This window comes from Marilutibacter penaei, assembly GCF_014145395.1.
Classification (GTDB): domain Bacteria; phylum Pseudomonadota; class Gammaproteobacteria; order Xanthomonadales; family Xanthomonadaceae; genus Marilutibacter; species Marilutibacter penaei.
The window spans coordinates 99,796-122,170 of the sequence record NZ_JACHTE010000007.1 but is presented as its reverse complement, the minus strand read 5'-3'; the positions used below and the strand labels follow the sequence as shown (position 1 = coordinate 122,170).

Sequence of the window (22,375 nt, the reverse complement as noted above, 5' to 3'; positions counted from 1 at the left end):
CCTTCCCATGCCCGCGGGGTGGGGCGCAGGGCGTCGCAATAGAGGGCTGAGCTTCCGTGCATAGCGTCGAGAACGAGGTCGTACAGCCTCTGGAAGACCCGCATGTCACGCCGTCCGACCTGGCCCGGGCCCTGCGGCAGTCATTGTTCTGCGATGCCCACCTGACGATCTGCTGGGACGTGCCCGGTGCGCCCGGACCTTGCCTGGCGGGCATGCCCCTGGAGCCCGAAGAGATCGAACGCCTGCTGTCAGGCACGGTCGACACGCAGGACTCCCGGCATGTCGGCGTGAGCTGGACGACGGAGGATGGGATCCGCGCCGCGGTCTCGGCCCAGCTCGGGGAGCCCATGCTGCAGTCCGCGCGCGAGGTCTGGCAGGCCATGGCGCGGCGGCTGGTGGACGCCCACCTCGCGACGGAGCGTGCGCGTGCGCGGGTGGTGTCGCTGGAAAAATCCGAGCGCCTGCAACAAGCGCTCTACGAGATCGCCGACCTTTCCGGATCGGACCGGGACATGGCCGAGATGCTGGGCCGGATCCACGGCGTCGTCCGCGGGCTGATGCACGCGGAGAACCTGTACATCGTCCTGTACGACGCGGACCGCCGCAGTGTCCGGTTCCTCTATTTCGCGGATTCCAGCGACTCCTACGAGCCGGATCCCGAGCGCGAGATCCACGAGGACGACCTGCCCAACAGCGTGACCATCGCGTTGTTGAAGCACGGCGAGGCCGAGTACGGCCCGTCCGAGCAGGTCCGCCGTCGCCTGGGCGTGCTGCGCGACGATCGCCACGGACCCGACAGCAAGGACTGGCTGGGCGTGACCATGCGTCGCGACGGCCAGGTGTGCGGTGCCCTCGTCGTGCAGTCCTATACCGATGCCGGGCTCTATGGCGACGAAGAGCGTGCCTTGCTCCAGTTCGTCGCCCAGCACGTGCTGACCGCGGTGGACCGTCGCAAGGCGCGCGAGCAGCTCGAACAGCGGGTCGAGGAGCGGACCCGTGCCCTGCGGCAGAGCAACCGCGACCTGCAGGCGGAGATCGTCGAGCGCCAGCGGGGCGAGCGCCTGCAGCGGGCGCTGTTCCGCATCGCCGAGCTGTCGATCACCTCCGAGACGCTGGAGAAGTTCTATGCCAGCACCCACGACGTGGTCGGCGAACTGCTCTACGCGCGCAATTTCTACATCGCCATCGTCGATGACGACGGCGAAACCCTGCATTTCCCCTACACCGTCGATGAACGGGACATGCGGCGTGACAGCCGTCCGCTCGGCCCCGGCCTGACCGAGTACGTGATCAACCACGGCGAGGCGCTGCTCGCGGACAGCAACCAGATCGCGTACCTGAACCAGACCGGTGAAGCGGTGCTGTTCGGCGCCCTGCCGCATTGCTGGCTCGGGGTGCCCCTGCTTCACGATGGCAACGTGGTGGGGGTCATCGTGGTGCAGAGCTACTCCTCCGCGGTGACGTTTACCCAGCGCGACCAGGCGTTGCTGACCTTCGTCGCGCACCACATCAGCATCGGCCTGGCCCGGAAGCGGGCCCAGGACCGCCTGGTGGCCGCCCATGCCGAACTCGAGCAGCGGGTCGAAGCCCGCACGCACGAACTCGCCCAGGCCAACGCGGAACTCCTGGAACAGATCGGCGAGCGCCTGCGTGCCGAACAGCGACTCACCTACCAGGCACGCCACGATGCACTGACGGGATTGCCCAACCGCAGCCAGCTGCTGGAACGCCTGGGCATGGCGATCAGCCGTGCCCGGCAGGCCCCGGACGCCGTGTTCGCGGTCCTGTTCCTGGACCTCGATCGCTTCAAGCTGGTGAACGACAGTGCCGGTCACTCGGCCGGCGACGACCTGCTGGTCGAGGCCGGGCGGCGGATCGTGTCGGCCATGCGCGAGGAAGACGTGGTCGCCCGGCTCGGCGGCGACGAATTCGCGATCCTGATCGAGAGCCTGGAGGACCGCAGCGTCGCCGAACGCCTCGCCGAGCGCGTCCTCGCCGCGTTGAGCGCACCATGCTGGGTGGCCGGTCGCGAGGTGTTCCCGTCGGCGAGCATCGGGATCGCATTCTGGACGCGCAACTACCGCAACGGCGCCGGCCTGCTGCGCGACGCGGACGCCGCGATGTACCGCGCGAAGGCGGGCGGGCGCGACCGCTGGGCGGTGTTCGACGAGGCGATGCGTGACGAAGCGGTGCGCATCCTGGACCTGGAAGCCGACCTGCGCCGCGCGATCAACAGCGACGACTTCGTGGCGTTCTACCAGCCGATCATCCGGCTGGAGGACAGCAAGGTGGTCGGCCACGAAGCCCTGTTGCGCTGGAAGCACGAGCGTCGCGGCCTGCTGTTGCCGGGCGAATTCATCGGCCTGGGCGAGGACAGCGGCCTGATCGAAGAGGTCGACTGGGTGATGTACCGCCGCGTGCTGTGGCAGCTTGCCGACGAACCCGGCGACAGTTACGTGTCGATCAACGTGTCGCCCCGGCACTTCCGTTCCGACGACTTCGCCGATCGGCTGCTTCGGCTGATCGAGAAGTGCGGCGCCGATCCGAACCGCCTCCGCGTGGAGATCACCGAGGTCGCGCTGCTGGACGACGCGCCGCGTGCGATCCGCATGCTGAAGCAGCTTCGCACCCACGGCGTGCTGGCCCAGCTGGACGATTTCGGGACCGGCTACTCCGCGCTGTCCTACCTCCACCGGTTCCCGCTGGAGTGCCTGAAGATCGACCGGAGCTTCGTGGCCGGGCTCGACTCCGAGGACGAAGGCCACGAGAGCGTGGCCGTGGTCCGGGCCATCCAGGCGCTTGCGGGCACGCTGGGCATCTACACGGTGGGCGAGGGTATCGAAACAGAACGCCAGGCCGCGATCCTGCGCGACCTGGGCTGCGAACGGGGGCAGGGCTACCTGTACGGTCGCCCCGCGCCCGCGCCGGCTTACCGGGCGCGGGCCTGACGGCGATCCTATTCGCTGATGGCGGCGTGACCGCCGGAGGCAGGGGGCACGAGCGTGCCCGCGGTCTCCACCAATCCGACGAACGCGGCACGCTCGCCCCGCGGGTCCTCGCCGCGCGCGCCGCGCGCGGTGGCCAGCACCGCCTGCCAGTCCCAGCCGTCGAAGCGGCTTCCACCGCGGAGCAGGTCGGCGAAGCCCGCGACCGACGCGGCGAAGCGCAGGGAGTCGCTCGCTTCGGCACGTGCGCTGGCGGCGTTGACCGGGGTTTCCAGCAAGGTGCTGTCGCTGCGTCCCGGTACCTTGTAGCGCAGGCGCAGGTGGGCGACTTCGCCCTGCAGGGTGCCGGGTCGCGCGGGTTCGCCGTAGCGCAGGGGCGGCAGGCGCTCCACGCCCGAGCCCGGCGGCGTGATCTCGTAGAGGGCCGTGACCTCGTGCCCCGCGCCGATCTCCCCGGCGTCCACCCGGTCGTTGTCGAAGTCCTCGCGGGCCAGGATGCGGTTCTCGTAACCGATCAGCCTGTACTCGGCGACCCGCGCCGGATTGAACTCGACCTGGATCTTGACGTCGCTGGCGATGGTCATGAGTGTCGAACCCATCTCCTCGACCAGCACCTTGCGGGCTTCATGGACGTTGTCGATGTAGGCATGGTTGCCGTTGCCGACGTTCGCCAGCTGCTCCGCCATCGCGTCGTTGTAGTTGCCGCGCCCGAATCCGAGCGTGCTCAGCGCGATGCCCGACGCGCGCTGGTCGGCGACCAGGGTTTCCAGCGCGCCCTGATCCACCGTGCCGACATTGAAGTCACCGTCGGTCGCCAGGATCACCCGGTTCACGCCCCCTTCCACGTAGCCCTGCCGCGCCATCGCATAGGCGAGCTGGATGCCTTCGCCGCCATTGGTGCTGCCGCCGGCCTCCAGCCGCTCCAGCGCCGCGAGGATCTCGCCCTGGCGGTCGCCCGGCGTGGGCGGGAGCACCAGGCCGGCCGAACCCGCATAGACCACGATCGACACCCGATCCTGCGGGCGCAGTTCGCGTACCAGCAGGGAGAACGCGCGCTTGAGCAGCGGGAGCTTGTCCGGCATGCCCATCGAGCCGGAACTGTCGATCAGGAACACCAGGTTCGCCGGCGGCAGTTCGGCCTTCGGCACCTCGTAGCCCTTGATACCGATCATCAGCAGCTGGCGCTTACCGTTCCACGGCGCCGGGGCCAGCTCGGTGGTGACGCGGAAGGGTTGGGCACGGTCGCTGGGTGCCGGATGGCCGTAGTCGAAGTAGTTGAGGAATTCCTCGGCGCGGACGGCGTCGGCGGGCGGGCGGATGCCGTCGTCGAGCATCGCGCGGACGTTCGTGTAGCTGCCAGTGTCGACGTCGATCGAGAACGTGGAGACCGGTGCTTCCACGGTGCGATGGACCGGATTGTCCTCGATCTCGTCGTAGTTCTCGGTGTTGGCCACCGGGGGCATGCCCAACCCATGGACGGGGCTGGGCTCATCGAAGACGACCGGCGGGGGTGGGGCCGGCATCGACGTGGGCGCCCGGGACGCGGTGACCTGCAGACTGTGGAGCTCGCGTGTTTGCGCCGATGCATCCGCCTCGGCACGCGCCTGGGCCCGGGTGCGGGCGGCCTCCTCGGCGATCCCGGCCGGGGGCGCCTCCTTGTGCGAACTGCAGGCCGCTGCGAGGCAGGCGATGGCGATGGCCGCGCCCAGGGCGGCGCGGGGGGCGGCGGCGCGTGGCGCCGTGCGGACGGTGCGGTGCATGCGAGTCTCCCTTGCGGTGGTTCCGTTGTGGTGGACATCAGAACGCACGGCGAGGGGGAGTGGGGTTGGCGCTCGTGGGTGCCAACCGTCGCCGACGGTCGGCCCCATCCTGCCACGCCCCGGCGCAGTCCGCCGGGGCAGGCTTCAGCCGCGAATGACCAGCAGGCGCGGCTCGGTCATGTCCTCGATCGCGTAGCGGATGCCCTCCCGGCCCAGGCCCGAATCCTTCACGCCGCCGTAGGGCATGTTGTCGACGCGGAAGCTGGGCACGTCGCCAACCACCACGCCGCCGACGTCCAGCCGGTCCCAGGCCCTCAATGCGTGGTCCAGGCGGCCGGTGAAGATGCCTGCCTGCAGGCCGAAGTCGCTGTCGTTGACGGCGTCGAGTGCGGCTTCGAAGTCGTCGAACGGTGAGATGAAGGCCACCGGCCCGAACACTTCCTTCCGATACAGCTCGCAATCCCGGGGGACCTGCTCCAGCAGCGTGGCGGGCACCATGTTGCCCTCGCGATCGCCGCCGGCCAGTCGTTTCGCCCCACCTTTGCGGGCCTCGGCGATCCAGTCCTCGATGCGCGTCGCGGCTTTCTCGTCGATGACCGGGCCGACGAACGTATCCTCCTTGCGCGGATCTCCCATGGCGAGCTTGCGCACGGCGGCTTTCAGCTTGCGTCGCAGCGCATCGTAGACATCGACGTGCGCGTAGATGCGTTGCACGCTGATGCAGCTCTGCCCGCTCTGGTAATAGGCGCCGAAGGCCAGCCGCTGCACCACGTGGTCGAGCGCGGCCCCCGGGTCGGCGTCGACGATACAGGCGGCATTGCCCCCCAGTTCCAGGGTGACCTTCTTCTTGCCGGCACGGGCCTTGAGGTCCCAGCCGACCAGGCCGCCGGTGAAGCTCAGCAGCGCGATGCGTTCGTCCTCCACCAGCGCGGCGGCGTCGTCGTTGGAACAGGGCAGGACCGAGAACGCCCCCTTGGGCAGGTCGGTCTCGGCCAGCACCTCGGCGATGATCAGCGCGCCGACGGGCGTGTTCGCGGCGGGCTTGAGGATGAAGGGGCAGCCGGCGGCGATGGCCGGGGCGACCTTGTGCGCGACGAGGTTGAGCGGAAAATTGAAGGGGGTGATGAAGCTGCACACGCCGATCGGCACGCGTTTGGTCATGCCGCGGTAGCCGCGCGTGCGTTCGGAGATGCCGAGTTCGAGCACTTCGCCGCCGATACGCGTCGCTTCGCCCGCCGCGATGCGGAAGGTGTCGATCAGGCGGGTGACTTCGCCGCGCGCGTCGCGGATGGGCTTGCCGGCTTCGATGCAGAGGGCTTTCGCCAGTTCTTCGCTGCGCTCGGTGAAGCGTTTGACGCAGTGTTCCAGGACGTCGCGTCGCTTGTCCGGGGGGAACGTCGCCATGGCGTCGCGGGCCTGGTGCGCGGCGACAATGGCCTTGCGCACGGCTGCGCCGTTGGCGAATCCGACGCGGGTGGCGCGCTTGCCGGTGTACTTGTCGAGGACGTCCAGTTCGGTTTTGCCTTCGACGGGGCGGTTGGCGAGGTAGTAGGGATAGCGCTTCTTCAACGTTCCTCTCCGTTCTCTGTCGTCAGTGCGGGGTGCGTCGTTGCGTCTTTGCGTCGGAGCGGCCGCTGGGTGGGTACGCATTGGCAGGGCACCCAGGGCCCACCACCTAATGCCTACCGCAATCGACCCGACACTATCGCAATGCGTGTTCCCGTCGCGTGGAACTCGCGCGGTTCGGGTCAGTCAGGCTTGGAGCCGGTGACGTTAAGGCTCAGCGCGCCATCGGACACCCGCGCCACCAGCCGATCACCGACCTGCGCATCACCCACTCCCCGCACCACGCGACCATCCGGGTGGCGGAGGATGCTGTAGCCGCGGGCGACGGTCGCCAGTGGACTGACCGCTTCGAGCGAACGGGCGAGGCCGCGCAGGCGGAGGGCCTCGTGCGAGAGGCGTCGGGCGAGGGCGGCCTGCGGACGAGGGCCGAGTGCGGCCACGCGTTCGCGCAGGCGCTCGATCCGGCGTGCAGGGTGACTGGCCCGCAAGACGGCATCCGCGTGGCGCAGGGTGGCGCGCTCGCGCTCCATGCGTTGCCGCCACGCCGCCTGCAAGCGGCGCAGGGCTTCGGCCTGGCGGCTGCGCAGGCCGTCCAGCCGCGCCTGGGGGCGCTGGGCGTTCAGGCGGAGGGCAGCGCGGTCCGAGCGCTGCGCCGCATCCCGCAGGCGCAGGGCCATTTGACGGTCGAGGCTGCGCGAGAGTGCGGCCAGTCGCTGGGCCTGGTCATCGCGTGAGGGGACCAGCAGTTCCGCGGCCGCCGAGGGCGTCGGCGCGCGCAGGTCGGCGGCGAAGTCGGTCAGGCTGAAGTCGACCTCGTGGCCGACCGCCGACACCACCGGCACCGGGCAGTCGGAGACCGCGCGCGCGAGCGCTTCGTCATTGAAGGCCCAGAGGTCTTCGAGCGAACCGCCGCCGCGCGTCAGCAGCAGCACGTCGTGACGGCCGGCGCTGGCAGCAGCGCGCAGGATGGCGGTGATCCGCGCCGCGGCGCCGTCGCCTTGCACCGGCACCGGCAGCACGTCGACTTCGACCAGCGGGAAGCGCCGCCCAAGCACGCTGAGCACGTCGCGCACCGCCGCGCCGGTGGGCGAGGTGATCACGCCGATCCGCCGAGGGAAGCGGGGCAGGGGGCGCTTGCGCGCGTCGTCGAAGAGGCCCTCGGCCTGCAACCGCGCCTTCATCTCTTCGAAGGCCCGACGCAGCGCGCCTTCGCCGGCTTCCTCCATGTGGTCGAGCACCATCTGGTACTCGCCACGCGCTTCATACAGGGTCAGGCGTCCACGCACGCGCACGTGCATCCCCTCGCGGGGCTGGAAGTTCAGCCAGCCCGCCTTGGGGCGGAACATCGCGCAGCGCACCTGCGCCCGCGCGTCCTTCAGCGTCAGGTAGAGGTGGCCGGAGGACGGCCGCGCCACCTGGCCCAGTTCGCCCTCGACCCAGATGGCCGGGAAGCTGCCTTCGAGCAGGTCGCGGGCCAGCGCGTTCAGCTGGCTGGGGGTAAGGGTGTCGGGCGTCGGCATGGGAGGGGCACCCTACACCCGGGCCGCGGCACCGTCGACCCATGCCCATCCGTGGCACGGGTGCGTCAAGATGTCGCAGGGGCAGCGCGGCCGTGCGTGCTCCAATACGGACCGCTCGTGGAGAAGACCCGGATGCCCGTCCTGAAACCCCTCGCCTGGATCAGCCTGGTGGGTGCGGCTGCGCTCGCAATGGCCTGCAGCGGGCCGACGGCGCCGTCCGAGGCGGTGGTCGATGGGGATGGCACGCCCGGCGCTGTCGAGGACGCGTCGCGCTTTGATCGCATCGAGCCCCTGGTCCTGCCGTCCGGCACCCCGGCCGCCCAGCCCGACCTGGTCGCGGCGCCCGATGGCGTCTGGCTGCTCAGCTGGATCGAGGCCGTCGGCGACGACGAAACCCCTGCGCATCGCCTGCGTTTCAGCCGGGCCGACGCCGGTGCCGACTGGAGCGCGCCGCGTACCGTCGCCGAGGGCGACAACTGGTTCGTCAACTGGGCCGACACCCCCCATCTGTATGCGTTGCCGGACGGCTCGCTGTGGGCGCACTGGCTGCGTAGCACAGGGCCTTCGCGCATGGACTACGGCATCGACCTGGTGCGCTCGGACGATGGCGGCGCGACCTGGTCCGCGCCGCAACTCGTGCACCTGGCCGACTCGTTGGGCGACCACGGCTTCGTCAGCTTGTGGCCGCAGGCCGACGACACCCTCGGCATCGCCTGGCTGGACAGCCGGCAGAAGGCCGCCGCCGGCGTGACCGGGCATGACGACGGCCACCACGGCGGTGGCGCGGCGATGATGCTGTGGGCCGCGACCTACGACGCCGGTGCGACGCAGACCGCCGAATGGCCGCTCGACGTGTCCACCTGCGACTGCTGCACCACCGACGCCGCCGTGACCGACCGCGGTCCGGTCGTGGTCTATCGCGGACGTACGGCCGAAGAGGTGCGCGACACCCGCATCGTCCGTTTCGAGAACGGCGCCTGGACCGCACCCCACGACGTGCATACCGACGGCTGGGTGATGCCCGGCTGCCCGGTCAACGGCCCCGTGATCGAAGCGCGCGGCAATGCCGTCTGGGTGGCCTGGTTCACCATGGCCGACGGCGAGCCCGAGGTGCGTCTCGCGCGCTCGGACGATGCCGGCGATGGCTTCGCCGCGCCCCTGACCGTGGCCCGTGGCCCCGCCGTGCTGGGCCGCGCCGCGATGGCCCTGGCCGGCGACCGCCTGCTGGTGGCCTGGCTGGAGGAGGGGGACACACAGTCGTTACAGCTGGCGGTGTACGACGCCGACGATCTGGCCGCCGAGCCCCTGCGCTCGCAGGTCGCCACGCTGTCCGTGCGCGGGCGCGCCAGCGGAATGCCGCGCCTCGCGGTGCAAGGCGACGAGGCGCGACTGGTGTGGACCGACGTGGTCGACGGCCGCAGCGTCCTGGGCGGCCTGCGTATCCACTGACGTTGATTGCAAGGCCATCTGTTTCAATGGCGTGGAGCGATCGGTGGAAGCCGGTGGCCTAGGGGCCCGCGTGACACGCCGTGAACCCATCCATGGGGCTCGGGCGCGGCATCCATGCCGCGCACGGTCACGCGATCCCCTAGGCCACCGGCTTCTCGAAGTTCTGCAGTAGCCATCAGGAGTGACCGAAACCCAGACCTCCACTCTCGCCGATGGCGCCGGTCGACGGGATGGGGGTTGCGGAGAGCAGACCAAGGATGGTCTGCGACCCGACTTCACGACAGGACGTCGTCAGGAGGGCGGAGCAACCCCCATCCCGGCGGGCGGCGACTCCATCCGAAGCCGCTCTCCATTGGTTGAGGTTCCTTCCGGAAAAGAGCGCACAGCCAGGGTGCGACACTGCGTCGCATCGGCAAACGGCGCCTGAATCCTTAGGCCGCGCGGCAGTGCCGCGCAAACGGCCTTGGTTCACCCATGGGCTGCTCTCCGCAACCCCCACCCCGTCGAACGGCGCTTTCTGCGACCGCGCAGGTTGGGGCTTCGGATGCTTAACAAAGCGCCCGCTCGCTGTCGGGAAGTCGGTGGCCCAAGGCTTTGCGTGACCGTGCGCGGCATGGATGCCGCGCCCGAGCCCCCAAGGACGGGTTTACGGCGTGTCACGCAAAGCCTTGGGCTACCGGCTTCTTCCGATGGGCCCTCCGCAAGAAAGTTGCATTTGGAGCTCTTCCGGAACGAGCGCACAGTCAGGGTGCGACACTGCGTCGCATCGGCAAACGGCGCCTGAATCCTTAGGCTGCGCGGGCTTTTCCCACCCGGAAGCCCCATGCCCCACGTCAACCTCCACCGCGCCCCGCTGGCCGCCGCGCTCCTGCTGATCCTGTCCATGCCGGCCCAGGCCGACGATGCAGGCGGTATGCAGGCCACCACTCTCGACACGATTGAAGTGACCGGCACGTCCGGCCGCAACGACGTTCGCGCCAGTGGCGGCACCGCCCTCGACCTCAGCCTGCAGGACATCCCGGCGTCGGTCACCGTCGTGACCCGCGACCTGCTCGACGCACGCGACGTACGCACCACCGCAGAAGCCCTGCGCGCGGTGCCCGGGCTGGATGCCGTCGCCCCGCCCGGCAATGGCAACAATGTCAGCTACCGCGGCTTCTCCGGCTCGCAGATCTCGCAGCTGTTCAACGGGATCGACGTGAAGTACGCCACCATTGCCGCGCGCCCGGTCGATGCCTGGATCTACGAGCGCGTCGAAGCCATCGGCGGCCCGTCCAGCTTCCTCTACGGTGCCGGCGCAGTGGGCGGCTCGATCAACTACGTCACCCGCGTCGCCGACCTCGACACCGACCGGGTCGAAGGCAAGCTGTCCTACGGGTCGAACGACAGCGTGCTGCTTGCCGCCGGCGTCAACCAGACCTTCGCCAGCGGACGCCACGCGCTGCGAGGGGACGTCAGCTGGTCGAACACCAACGGCTGGATCGAAGGCAACGACCGCGAGTCGCTGACCTCGGCCCTGTCATGGGCCGCGCGCATCGGCGACCGCGCCGTCCACACACTGGCCGTCGAGTACCAGCAGGAAGACAGCGCCCGCATCTACTGGGGCACGCCCGCGCTGCTGACCGACGACCTGCGACTGAAGGTGCTGCCCGGCACCGGGGACCGCAACTACAACATCGGCGACGGTTACTACAAGCAGGACGTGCTGTGGGCGCGCTCGCTGCTCGACTGGCGGCTGTCCGACGCGCTCAGCCTGCGTAACACCGCGTACACCTACGACGCCCTGCGCGATTACCGCAACGTCGAGTGCTACCGCTTCACCGCCGACCTGACGGGCGTGATCCGCTCCTGCGGGCTGCTGCAGCGGCACGACCAGCAGGTCTTTGGCGATCGCCTCGACCTGGCCTGGGACGGCACCCTCGGCAGCTACCCGACCCAGTGGGTCGCCGGCCTCGACGTCAACTACAACCGGCAGACCCGTTTCCCGCAATCCCTGTCCGGCGACCTCGATGTCGTTCCGGTCGATTCGGTCACGCCCGGCAGCTGGTTCGACTATCCCGGTGCATCGCAGACCTTCGTCCCGCAGCGGACCAACCGCGTCCACGGCCAGGCCCTGTTCGTCGAGAACCTGACCCGTTTCAACGAGCGCTGGTCGCTGATGTCGGCCCTGCGGCAGGAGTGGATCCAGCTCGACCTGGAGAACCACCAGGCACCGAGCGCCAGCAACCCGGCCCGCTTTGCACACGACTACAGCGCCTTGACCGGCCGCCTGGCGCTGGACTACCGCTTCGCCCCGGGTTTCAACGCCTACCTGCAGGTGGCTACCGCGGCCGACCCGCCGTCCGGCGTGCTCAGCACCGCCAGCTTCGGCGCCGTGCGCGACTTCGACCTGACCACCGGCCGCCAGTTCGAGCTGGGCACCAAGCTGCAGAGTGCCGATGGGCGCTACTGGGGCAGCCTCGCGGTGTACGACCTGGTCCGCGAGAACCTGTCCACGCCTGATCCCAACAACGCCGGCCAGACCTTGCCGGTGGGCCAGCAGTCCAGCACCGGTGCCGAAGCGACCTTCGGCATGCGCCCGTTCGAAGGCCTGACTGTCGAGGGCAACCTCGGCTGGGTCGACGCCAGCCTCGATGACTTTTACGAGACGGTCGGCGGCGTGCCGGTGTCGCGCGCTGGCAACACCCCGCGCAACACCCCGGAGCAGGTCGCCAACCTGTGGCTGGACTATGTGTTCGCACCGGGCTGGTCGGCGGGCGTTGACTTGCGTTCGGTATCTTCGCGCTATGCCGACAACGCCAACACGATCCGCGGCGCCGGCTACACGCTCTATGGCGCGAACCTCAAGTGGGCCTGGGGCGAGAACACCACGCTGACCCTGCGCGCCCGCAACCTCACCGACAAGACCTGGATCGCCTACGCCAACAACGCGAGCATGGTGTACCTGGGCGAGCCGCGCGCGCTGGAAGTGGCGGTGCACACACGTTTCTGATCCGGCCTCAGTCCGGGTCCGGTTTGCGCTCCGGACCCGGGCGCTTGCCCAGCTTGCGCTGCAGCGAACGCCGGTGCATGCCGAGCAGGCGCGCGGCGGCGGAGACGTTGCCGTCGGTCTCCTGCAGCGCCTGCTGTATGTGCTCCCATTCCAGGCGCTGCAGCGGGATCATCCGCTCCGGCGTCGCCGGTTCATTCCCGGCGTCGGCGGTATCCGTCTCCAGTCCCAGCGCACGCAGGATCGCCGGCACCGTCGCGGGCTTGGGCAGGTAATCGTCGGCCCCGCGCTTGATGGACTCCACCGCGGTGGCGACGCTGGCATAGCCGGTCACCAGCAGGATCCGCATGTGGGCGTCGACCTCGCGCAGCGGCGCGATCAGGACCAGCCCAGAGTCCTCGCCCAGCTTCAGGTCGACGAGCGCGAAGTCCGGCGTCGCCTCGCGCGCCAGCACCAGCGCCGTCGCCGCATCATGCGCGAGCCGTGTCTCCACGCCGTGCCGCGCGAGGGCGCGCTGCAGGGTGCGCGCGTAGAGGACGTCGTCATCGACGATCAGGCCGTGCGCACGGATCGTGTCGCTCATCGCACCTCCCTGGCCAGCGGCAGCTCGAAGCGGACCCGCAGGCCGGGCGCGGCCTGCCGCGAGGTCAGCCGTCCGCCAAGCCGCTCCACCGTCGCATGCGAGAGCGCCAGGCCCACCCCCAGTCCGTCGGGCTTGCTGCTGCGGAACAGCGCATCCGGGGCGAAGGGCAGGCCGGCCTCGAAGCCACGGCCATGGTCGCGCACTTCGCCGACCAGCCAGCCGTCGCGCTCGGACAGGTCCAGTTCCACCCGCGGGTCGTCGACCGCCTCGCTGGCGTCGGCCGCGTTGTTGAGCAGGGCCTGCAGCAGGTGACCGACTGCAGGCTCGACCGCGAAACCCACCGGCAGGCGGTCATTGATGGACAAGGCCACTTCCGGGCGCACCAGCTGCCAGCGCTCGATCACCTGGGCCAGCGATTCGGGAGACACCCGCTGCGGGTCGGCCTGCGAGGCGAGTGCGCGTACGCGGTCACGGCACTGGTCGAGCAGCTGCCGCAGGGTCGTGGCGTCCTCCACCACGGCCGGCAGGGTTGGGCGCGCCGCCTCGGCGATCTCGTCGGCGAGCAGGGTCATCGTGGCCAGTGGCGTGTTGAGCTCGTGCGCGACCGCCGCCGCGTGCGTGGCGAGCGCGACGATGCCTTCATTGCGCGCGAACTTCTCGCGCAGCTCCGCAAGCTCGCGCTCGCGCCGCCGCAGCGCACCGACCAGTCGCAGCGAGAAGAACAGCACCACCGCGGCCGACACCACGAAGTTCACCGCCATGCCCCACAGGTGCAGGTTGAAGGCGTCGCCATGGGCATGCGCCAGCGGCCGCGCGAGCAGGGTGGCCAGGACGAAGCCGCCCAGGCTGGCCGCGGCGGTGGCCCAGACCCACCGCGGCGGCAGCGCGGGGGCGGCCAGCGCGATCGGGATCAGGAACATGGAACTGAACGGATTGGCGATGCCGCCACTCCAGGCGATCAGCCAGGCCAGCACCACGATGTCGACCAGCAGGTGCAGGAAGACCGCCGCCGGCGCGACCCCATCCGGGTGCCGTCGGGCATGCACGCTTGCCGCGAGGTTGAACAGCGCCAGCGCAGCGATCCCGCCCCACAGGGGCGCGGCCGGCAGGGGCATCTGCAGCGGGCCGGTGGCCAGGGCGACGGTGGCGGCCTGGCCGGCGACGGCGCACCAGCGCAGGGTGCATAGGGAGCGCAGCAAGGACGGGACGGGCGCGGGCATGCGCACATGCTAAGCCACCGGCATACGCCGCCCATGCGTCAATCGGTCGCACGTAGGGATCGCGATGTGCGGGCGCGCGCCGGGGTTCACATCCGTTTTACCTTCCGTCGCGTTTCATGGCCCGGCCCCGTTCACGAAGCCAGGTCCCGATGCATCGGGTCGCCGGCCGCGGGCGCTTGCCCTCCCCGGATTGGAGAACCTGCATGAAAAAGACCTTGTTGGCGGCACTGTGCGCGAGTCTCGTCCTCGCCGCCTGTTCAAAGACGGATACCGACACCGACGCGGGCCCCGCGGTGGCCCCCGCTGAAACGACCGACGCCGCACCGGCCGAACAAGCCGCATCGGGCCCGGCCCAGACCCCGGAAGAGAAGTCCGGCAACTTCCCGAAGCCCGCGCCACTGGTGGAGATGGGCCAGGCGGACACCGAACAGTGGGTCACGTCGGCCGGTCGCACGCCCGACGGCAAGATCATCGTGACCGAGGAGAACTTCGTCGTCGCCGAGACCGACAAGTACTTCGCCGAGCACAGCGAGAAGATCCCGATCAACAGGATCCGCCATTCCCGCGAGTACTCCACCGTCGACAACCAGGTGGTGATCCGCGAGAACCAGGACGCGCTCTACAGCCATGCCGTGGTCGACGTGTCCGAAGGCGCCACCATCACCAACCCGGAATGGGCCAACTACTCGATCATCCAGATCATGGATGAGAACCAGTATTCCTTCGCCCACCTCTACCCGGGTGAGTCCATCACCCTGACCCCGGACGACCTCAGCTTCGGCAACTACGTCTGGCTCAACATCCGCACCGAAGTCCGGCCGAACAGCGAGGAAGGCTGGGCGGATGCCCATCGCCACCAGGATGCCTACATCATCGACGCCAAGTCGGCGGTTCCGTATCCGACCAAGGGCTTCGACCGTGCCAGCCTCGACGCGGTCCGCTCCGAGTTGCTGACCCAGGCCGCCAAGGTCAACTCCTGGGAGGCCTTCGGCACCAAGGACGTGGTCGATCCCGAGCAGTTCATCATCGCGGCCGCCGGTGGCTGGGCCGGCCTGCCCAGGGAGCATGCGGTCTACTGGCCCAAGTTCGTGCCGGGTCCGGAAGCGCTGGAGGGTGCCTGTTCCCAGTTGACCCTGAAGGAACCGCCGCTGGACTTCGACAAGGGCGGCTTCTTCTCGGCGACCGCGTACGGGCCTGATGCCTTCATCGCCACCGAGAACTACGCGCTCAGCAGCCGCAATGCCGAGGCCAACCCGGACGGCAGCGTGACCTTCCGTTTCAACTGCCCGGGCATGGCCAACAACATCGACACGAAAAAGGGGGCCTGGAACGTGACCATCCGTTTCTACCGGCCCACGGACTTCCCGTCGATGCTGGCGTACATCGAAGCGTTCGAGGCGGACGGCACCGCGATCGAGGTCGTCAAGGAGTAACGACCGGTCCGATGCCGCGCCCCGGCGCGCCGGTCATCGTGCCCCCGTCGACTTCGGCCGGCGGGGGCTTTTTCATGCCCACCTCGCCGCATGCGGGCGAAGAACCTAGAATAGGGCCCATGCCTGCTGCCGTTCCCGCCATGCCCGCCGACCCCGTTCCGCTGCCCTGCGCCACGCCTGCTTTCGGCCCCGCGCCGCGCCGCGACACCACGGGTGTCCAGATCGGCAAGGTCCGGGTGGGCGGCGGTGCGCCGGTGGTGGTGCAGTCGATGACCAACACCGACACCGCCGACGTCGCCTCGACGGTCAAGCAGGTCGCCGAGCTGTGGCGCGCCGGCTCCGAGATGGTCCGCGTCACCGTCAACACCGTCGAGGCCGCCGCCGCCGTGCCGCGCATCGTCGACAAGCTGGCGATGATGGGGATCGAAGTGCCGATCATCGGCGACTTCCACTACAACGGGCACCAGCTGCTCACCGCCGAGCCGGCCTGCGCCGAAGCGCTGGCCAAGTACCGCATCAACCCCGGCAACGTCGGCTTCGGCAAGAAGAAGGACAGCCAGTTCGCGACCCTGATCGAACTCGCGATCCAGCACGGCAAGCCGGTCCGGATCGGCGCCAACTGGGGCTCGCTCGACCAGGCGCTGGCGGCGAAGCTCATGGACGAGAACCACCTGCTGGCGCAGCCGCGCGAAGCCGCGGAAGTCCTGCGCGAGGCTTTGATCCGCTCAGCGCTGGATTCGGCCGCACGTGCCGAGGAGATCGGCCTGCCCACCGACCGCATCATCCTCAGCGCCAAGGTCAGCGGCGTGCAGGAGCTGATCGCCGTGTATCGCGAACTCGCGCGCCGCGGCCGCCATGCGCTGCACCTGGGCCTGACGGAAGCCGGCATCGGCAGCAAGGGCATCGTCGCCTCCAGTGCCGCGCTCGCGGTGCTGATGCAGGAGGGCATCGGCGACACCATCCGCATCTCGCTCACGCCCGAGCCGGGCCAGGCGCGCAGCAACGAGGTGATCGTCGCGCAGGAACTGTTGCAGACCATGGGCCTGCGCGCGTTCACGCCGATGGTCACCGCCTGCCCGGGCTGCGGCCGCACCACCAGCACCTTTTTCCAGGAACTCGCGCAGCAGGTGCAGAACCACGTGCGCGCGAAGATGCCGGAGTGGAAGGTGACGCACCCGGGCGCCGAGAACCTGACCCTCGCGGTGATGGGCTGCGTGGTCAACGGCCCGGGCGAATCGCGCCACGCCAACATCGGCATCTCGCTGCCGGGCACCGGCGAAGCGCCGTCCGCCCCGGTGTTCGAGGACGGCGAGAAGACCGTCACCCTGCGCGGCGAAGGCATCGCCCGCGAGTTCGTCGAGCTGATCGACCGCTACGTCGAGCGCAAGTTCGGTGGTGCGTCGCTTGATGCCTGAGGGCACCCCGGACGAGGATCGCGGCAGGTTCGACGACGCGATCGCCGCGATCGCGGCGTTCGTCCGCCGACGCGCCTGGATGGTGGTGCTGCTGTTCGTCGGGCTGCTGTTGCCGATGTGGGGCTTTGCGGAACTGGCCGACGAGATCCACGAGAACGAAGCGATTCCCTTCGACGATGCGATCCTGCATTGGCTGTACGATCGCTCCCACCCGACCCTGGACCGCTTCTTCGTGACGGTGACGCAGCTGGGCTACACCTGGTTCGTGGTCCCGTTCGACATCCTGCTGACGGTGGGGCTGGCCACCGCGCGCCGGTACCGGGAGGCGATCTTCGCGGGCGTGGCGCTGGCGGGCTCGGGGCTGCTCAACATGGGCACGAAGCTGTTGTTCGCACGTGCGCGGCCTGCACTGTGGGAGTCGATCGCACCCGAGCACAACTACAGTTTCCCCAGCGGCCATGCGATGGGTTCGATGACGCTGGCCTGGGTGCTGGTGCTGCTGGCGTGGCCGACGCGCGCCCGATGGTGGGTGGTGGGCGTTGCCGGGCCGTTCGTCTTCCTGGTCGGGATGTCGCGGCTGTACCTTGGGGTGCATTACCCGTCCGACATCCTGGCCGGCTGGGCCGCCGCGAGCCTGTGGACGGTATCGGTCTATCTGGTGGTGTTCCGGGGGCGATTGCCGTGGGGACGTACCCGATTGGCGTCGTAGTCCTTGGTCGGCACGGTTCGCGTGGGAAGCCGGCGGGCCTGCCATGCCGGGACACGCCGTAAATACGTCCATGTAGGCTCGGGCGCGGCATCCATGCCGCGCACGGTCCCGCCACGGCAAGCCCGCCGGCGTCTCGACAGTGGGTGGCCCGTGTCAGGCCAACGACCGCAGCCGGGGAAAGATCGTGCCGCTTCGGGCGGGGCCGTCGCCGGCCGGGGCGGGGGTTGCTCCGCCCTCATGGTCGGCGTCCTGCCTCTAAATCGGGCCGTGGGCCATCGTGGCCCACTCTCCGCAACCCCCGCCCCGTCCACCGCCGGCGTCGCGGCGTCAGGTTTCGCGGTTTCTTGTTGCTGCCGGCTTCTGGACGTGTCGCGGACATCCGATGTCCGCCCTTAGCCTTATGTCGCGAACGGCCGCACTGCTTCGGAGAAGGGGGTGGGTAGGGCGTCCTTGGACCGTGCGCGGCAAGGATGCCGCGCTCGAGCCTACAAGGATGTATTTACGGCGTGTCCAAGGAGGGCCTACCCACCCCCTTCACACCTGCGTATCTGCAGGCCCAGGGCTCTTCGCCCGTACCGAATTCACCCCTGCACGCACACCCGGTCGCGACCCGATTCCTTCGCCCGGTACAGCGCCGCGTCCGCCGCCTGCATCAAGCGACTGCGACTCCCGTGCGCCGTCGACAGCCCCGCGATCCCGATGCTGACCGTCAGCCGCCGCGCTTCACCGCCCAGCACGAACGGCTCCGCCGCCACCGCCGCCCGCAGCCGCTCCGCGAAATGCGCCGCCGCGTCCAGGTCCGCCTCCGGCAACAGCACCGCGAACTCCTCGCCGCCGATCCGCGCCGCCAGGTCCTCGCCGCGCACCAGCTCGCGCATCACCATCGCGATCCGCCGCAGCACCCCGTCGCCCGCGATATGCCCGTACTGGTCGTTGACCGGCTTGAACAGATCCACGTCGACGATGCACAGCGCCAGCGGCCGCGCGTGCCGTTGTGCCCGCGCGATCTCCTTGTCCGCCAGCTCGATGAAGTGCCGCCGGTTGCACAGCTCCGTCAGCGCATCGTGCGTCGCCAGCTGGTAGACCTCCTCGTGGTAATGGGCCTCCACGCTGGAGTCGCTGATGAACTTCAGGATCGTTTCGCCTACCGTCACGTGGTCGCCGTCCGCCAGCACCGCCTCGTCGACCGGCTGCTCGTTGAGGCGCGTCGTGTTGGTCGCGCCCAGGTCGCGCAGCAGGTAGTCCTCGCCCGACTGACGGATCTCACAGTGCCGGCGCGACACCGACTTGCCCGGCAGGCACAGGTCGGCCTCCTGCGCGCGGCCGATCAGCAGCGGCGTGCCGTCGATGTCCGCGCGCTTGCCCAGGCCCTCGCCGTGGATCACCACCACGCAGGCCGAACGCGGCGCGCCCCGGCGGGGACCGGGGCTCGGCTGGGTCGGTTGCAGGGTGGTGGGGTCGGTGTTCTGGTCGCTCATGGGGATCAGCGTCGCAACGCGCCCGAGTGTAGCCCAAGGCCGCAAGGCCCCGCCCCGGCGCATCCGGTAGGATCGGCCTGCACGGAGCGCGAACCGACGGGGACAGGGCAGGGGGAACACGATGGGCCACGACCACGACGAAGACCCGCGCGACGACCTCGCGCCGACCGAAGGGCTGCCGGGCCGCGCCGGCCCGTCCGCCGCCAGCGCCGACGGCGTGCTGCCGCCGGGCGCCATGATCGGCCACTACCGCATCGAAGCCCTGCTCGGGCGTGGTGGCATGGGCGAGGTCTACCGCGCCCAACAGTTGCAGCCGGTGCACCGCACCGTCGCCTTGAAGCGACTCCGGCAGCGCCGCCTCGACGCGCGCCACCTCGCGCATTTCGAGATCGAACGCCAGCTGCTCGCACAGATGCGCCACCCGGCGATCGCCCAGGTCCACGACGCCGGCACCACCGGCGACGGCCACCCGTACTTCGTCATGGAGTACATCGAAGGCGAGCCCCTGACCCGCTATTGCGAAACGCGCGCGCTGCCGCTGCGCGAGCGCCTGGCGCTGTTCGTCCGCGTATGCGAAGGCGTGCAGCACGCCCACCAGAAGGGCGTCGTCCACCGCGACCTCAAGCCCGGCAACATCCTCGTCAGCGAGGTCGACGGCCGGCCGCTGCCGAAGATCATCGACTTCGGCATTGCCACCGCCGGCCAGCGCAGCGACGGCCACGACCGCGCCGGCACGCCGGATTACATGAGCCCCGAGCAGGCCGGGCTCGATGGTGGCGGCGTCGAAATCGACACCCGCAGCGACGTCTATTCGCTCGGCGTCATGCTGTACGAGCTGATCGCCGGCCACCGTCCGGCGGCCGACCTGTCCACCGACCGCGCCATCCATACCTGCGACGCGACGCCGCTGTCGCAGGGCCTCGACACCCTGCCGCCGGAGGCCGCCGACCTGCGTGCGCGCCAGCTTGGCACGCCGCGTGGGGACCTGCGCCGGATCATGCGCGGCGAACTCGACTGGGTCGTCGCCCGGGCCATGCGACGCGACCGTGCCGAACGCTACCCGTCGGCCTCCGCGCTGGCCGCCGACCTGCAGCGTTTCCTCGATGGTCGCCCGCTCGAGGCCGTGCCCGCCACGCGTCGCTATGTCTGGCGCAAGTTCCTCGGGCGCCACCGGCTGGCGGTGGCCGCCACCGCCGCCGTAGCGCTCGCCGTGCTCGCTGGCCTCGGCCTGTCGCTCTATGGTTTGCAGCAGGCCACCGAGCAGCGCCGCATCGCCGAACAGCGCAGCGCGGAACTGGAGAAGGTCGCCGCCTTCCAGCAGTCCATGCTTGAAGCCGTCGACATCGAAGGCATGGGCCTGGGCCTGTCCGACGGCCTGCGCGAACAGATCGGGCACCACGCCCCCGAGCGGATGCCGCAGCTCGACGCGGTGCTCGCCAAGGCCAGCACCGCCGACCTCGCGCGCGCGGCGATCGACCGCCACCTACTCGCCAACGCGCTCGCCGCGATCGACCGCGACTTTGCCGACCAGCCCGCGCTGGCCGAACGCCTGCGGCTGTCGGTCGGCGACGTGCAACTGGCGCTGGGCCTGTCCGCGGCCGCTGCCACCGTGTTCGAGCGCGTCGCCACCGAGCGCGAGGCGCGCCTGGGCGCCGACCATCTCGACACCCTGCAGGCACGCCAGGCGTGGGCACAGGCCGACGTCGAAGCGAATGCCTTTGCCGACGGTCGCGCGCTCGCCGAGGACGTGCTGGCGCGCGCCGGGTCCATGCCCCCCGACGCCGCCGACGCCGCCGAGTGGAACGACCTGCGCCTGGAGGCCGCGCGCACCCGCGCCATCGCGATGTTCAACCTCGGCGAGCGCGAGGCCGCCCGCGCCGCGCAGCAGGCCCTGTACGACGACGCGTCCGCCGTCCGCGCGCCGGGCGACCCGGCGCTGCTCAACGTGCAGGCCGACCTGGCCCTGAGCATGGCGCGCATGGGCGACATCGCCGAGGCGCGGCGCATCCACGAGGACCTGTATGCGCGCCTGCGCGACGTGCGCGGCGCCGAGGACAACCGCACCCTGGTCGTCATGGGCCGGCTGGCGGTTATGCGCGACATGGACGGCGATGCCGATGAGGCCGTCGCGCTGCAGACCGAACGCGTGGCCCTGGGCGAGCGCAAGCTGGGGGCCGAGCACCCCTTCACCCTCAACGAGCGCGGCAACCTCGCCAACATGCTGCTCAACGCGCACCGGATCGACGAGGCGGAACCGCTGATGCGCGAGGTGCTGGACGCCCGCGCCCGTCAGTTCGGCGAGGACGCGCCGGCCACGCTGCGCACGCGCCTCAACCTGGCCGCGCTGCTCGCGCGCGACGGGCGCACCGCGGAGGCGCTGGTGCTGGAGGAAGAGGTGCTGGCCGCGCGCCGCGTCGACCCCGGCCCGCGGCATCCGGACACGGCCTTCGTCGAGGTCAACCACGCCACCACGATGCACCGCGCCGGCCGGCCGCCGGCCGAGGTGCAGGCGCAGCTCGCACGGGCGCTGCCGCTGGCGCGCGAGGTGCTGGGCGAGGGCCACCCGCAGACGCGGGCGGCGGAGCGGATCCAGGCGCTGACGTGGCTGCAGGCGGGGCATGACGCACGTGCGGCGGCGGCGCTGGCCGACATCCGAACGCTGCAGCAGGCCGAGGCAGAGCCCGACGAGCCGCCGGACCCGGTGATGGGCTGGGCGCTGGCCGAGGCACTCGACCGCCTCGGCCGCGACGCGGAGGCTGACGCCATTCGTGCCAGTGACGTGCAGTGGCTGCTGGACCTCCCCGCCGACCAGCGCGACGCCGACGACACTGCTGATCTGGCCCGCATCGACGAGGAACGGTCGCTGTTGGCGGCATTGCGGCGGTAGGTTCCGCGGGTTGCTTCGGGCGGAGTCGTCGCCGGACGGGGCGGGGGTTGCTCCGCCCTCATGGGCGGCGTCCTGCCTCTAAATCGGGCCGTGGGCCATCGTGGCCCACTCTCCGCAACCCCCGCCCCGTCCACCGCCGGCGTCGCGGCATGCGGTTTTGTCGCTTCGGCGGGCTCGCGAGTTGCTTTTGACCTTGGTCGCAAGCGCCAGGCATTTTTGGGGAAGGGGGTGGCCTTGGTGCGACTGGACCGTGCGCGGCAGGGGTCCGACGCATCGCGCCGGACGGGTGGGCCATGGATGGCCCGCCCCGGCCTTGCCGCCTGCGCAGGATTGCGCAGGCGAGCAAGCCGCGCCCGAGCCTACAAGGACGTATCCACGGCGTGTCCAGGCGGACCAAGGCCACCTCCTTCTTCCGACGACG

13 protein-coding genes are annotated in these 22,375 nt (G+C 70.1%); 7 read left to right on the top strand and 6 right to left on the bottom strand.

What is annotated here, in order from left to right; translation table 11 throughout:
• Window positions 1-212: 212 nt before the first annotated feature.
• Window positions 213-2,948: a bifunctional diguanylate cyclase/phosphodiesterase gene (locus H4F99_RS10910; protein ID WP_182669882.1), complete on the top strand. Its 2,736-nt coding sequence runs from the start codon at window positions 213-215 to the stop codon at window positions 2,946-2,948.
• 8 nt (window positions 2,949-2,956) lie between these two features.
• Here the strand turns inward: H4F99_RS10910 and H4F99_RS10905 are convergent, their stop codons facing one another.
• From H4F99_RS10905 to xseA, 3 genes are all read right to left on the bottom strand, one after another.
• A complete protein-coding gene (locus H4F99_RS10905; RefSeq protein ID WP_182669780.1) occupies window positions 2,957-4,705 on the bottom strand; it encodes a vWA domain-containing protein in 1,749 nt (582 codons plus the stop codon).
• Between the two features lie 144 nt (window positions 4,706-4,849).
• Window positions 4,850-6,274 (bottom strand): aldehyde dehydrogenase family protein, encoded by a 1,425-nt coding sequence (locus H4F99_RS10900; protein ID WP_246371828.1) that lies wholly within the window; start codon window positions 6,272-6,274, stop codon window positions 4,850-4,852.
• A 179-nt stretch (window positions 6,275-6,453) separates the two neighbouring features.
• Window positions 6,454-7,791: an exodeoxyribonuclease VII large subunit gene (gene xseA, locus H4F99_RS10895; RefSeq protein WP_182669778.1), complete on the bottom strand. Its 1,338-nt coding sequence runs from the start codon at window positions 7,789-7,791 to the stop codon at window positions 6,454-6,456.
• A gap of 132 nt (window positions 7,792-7,923) precedes the next feature.
• Here xseA and H4F99_RS10890 point away from each other — a divergent pair, with 132 nt between their 5' ends.
• The gene (locus H4F99_RS10890; RefSeq protein WP_182669777.1) at window positions 7,924-9,240 is read left to right on the top strand and encodes a sialidase family protein; all 1,317 of its coding nucleotides are present in this window, start codon (window positions 7,924-7,926) and stop codon (window positions 9,238-9,240) included.
• Between the two features lie 823 nt (window positions 9,241-10,063).
• On the top strand, window positions 10,064-12,232 hold the full coding sequence (locus H4F99_RS10885) for a TonB-dependent receptor (RefSeq protein WP_182669776.1): 2,169 nt from the start codon (window positions 10,064-10,066) through the stop codon (window positions 12,230-12,232).
• 7 nt (window positions 12,233-12,239) lie between these two features.
• Here the strand turns inward: H4F99_RS10885 and H4F99_RS10880 are convergent, their stop codons facing one another.
• Window positions 12,240-12,812, bottom strand: coding sequence for a response regulator transcription factor (locus tag H4F99_RS10880; RefSeq protein ID WP_182669775.1), 573 nt, complete (start codon window positions 12,810-12,812; stop codon window positions 12,240-12,242).
• The gene (locus tag H4F99_RS10875) at window positions 12,809-14,032 is read right to left on the bottom strand and encodes an ATP-binding protein (protein WP_182669774.1); all 1,224 of its coding nucleotides are present in this window, start codon (window positions 14,030-14,032) and stop codon (window positions 12,809-12,811) included. The genes H4F99_RS10880 and H4F99_RS10875 overlap by 4 nt, the downstream gene beginning before the upstream one ends.
• A gap of 203 nt (window positions 14,033-14,235) precedes the next feature.
• Here H4F99_RS10875 and H4F99_RS10870 point away from each other — a divergent pair, with 203 nt between their 5' ends.
• The 3 genes from H4F99_RS10870 to H4F99_RS10860 all read left to right on the top strand — a co-directional run bounded on the left by H4F99_RS10870 (window position 14,236) and on the right by H4F99_RS10860 (window position 17,589).
• Window positions 14,236-15,465 (top strand): DUF1254 domain-containing protein, encoded by a 1,230-nt coding sequence (locus H4F99_RS10870; protein ID WP_182669773.1) that lies wholly within the window; start codon window positions 14,236-14,238, stop codon window positions 15,463-15,465.
• A 140-nt stretch (window positions 15,466-15,605) separates the two neighbouring features.
• On the top strand, window positions 15,606-16,880 hold the full coding sequence (gene ispG, locus H4F99_RS10865) for a flavodoxin-dependent (E)-4-hydroxy-3-methylbut-2-enyl-diphosphate synthase (RefSeq protein WP_182669881.1): 1,275 nt from the start codon (window positions 15,606-15,608) through the stop codon (window positions 16,878-16,880).
• On the top strand, window positions 16,873-17,589 hold the full coding sequence (locus tag H4F99_RS10860; RefSeq protein WP_182669772.1) for a phosphatase PAP2 family protein: 717 nt from the start codon (window positions 16,873-16,875) through the stop codon (window positions 17,587-17,589). Before ispG ends, H4F99_RS10860 begins: the two co-directional genes overlap by 8 nt.
• A 581-nt stretch (window positions 17,590-18,170) precedes the next feature.
• Here the strand turns inward: H4F99_RS10860 and H4F99_RS10855 are convergent.
• Window positions 18,171-19,067 carry a GGDEF domain-containing protein gene (locus H4F99_RS10855; protein ID WP_182669771.1) on the bottom strand — a complete coding sequence of 299 codons (897 nt, stop codon included), beginning with the start codon at window positions 19,065-19,067 and terminating at the stop codon, window positions 18,171-18,173.
• A gap of 121 nt (window positions 19,068-19,188) precedes the next feature.
• Here H4F99_RS10855 and H4F99_RS10850 point away from each other — a divergent pair, with 121 nt between their 5' ends.
• Entirely contained in the window at window positions 19,189-21,954 is a 2,766-nt protein-coding gene (locus H4F99_RS10850) for a serine/threonine-protein kinase (protein WP_182669770.1), read from the top strand.
• Window positions 21,955-22,375: the final 421 nt, after the last annotated feature.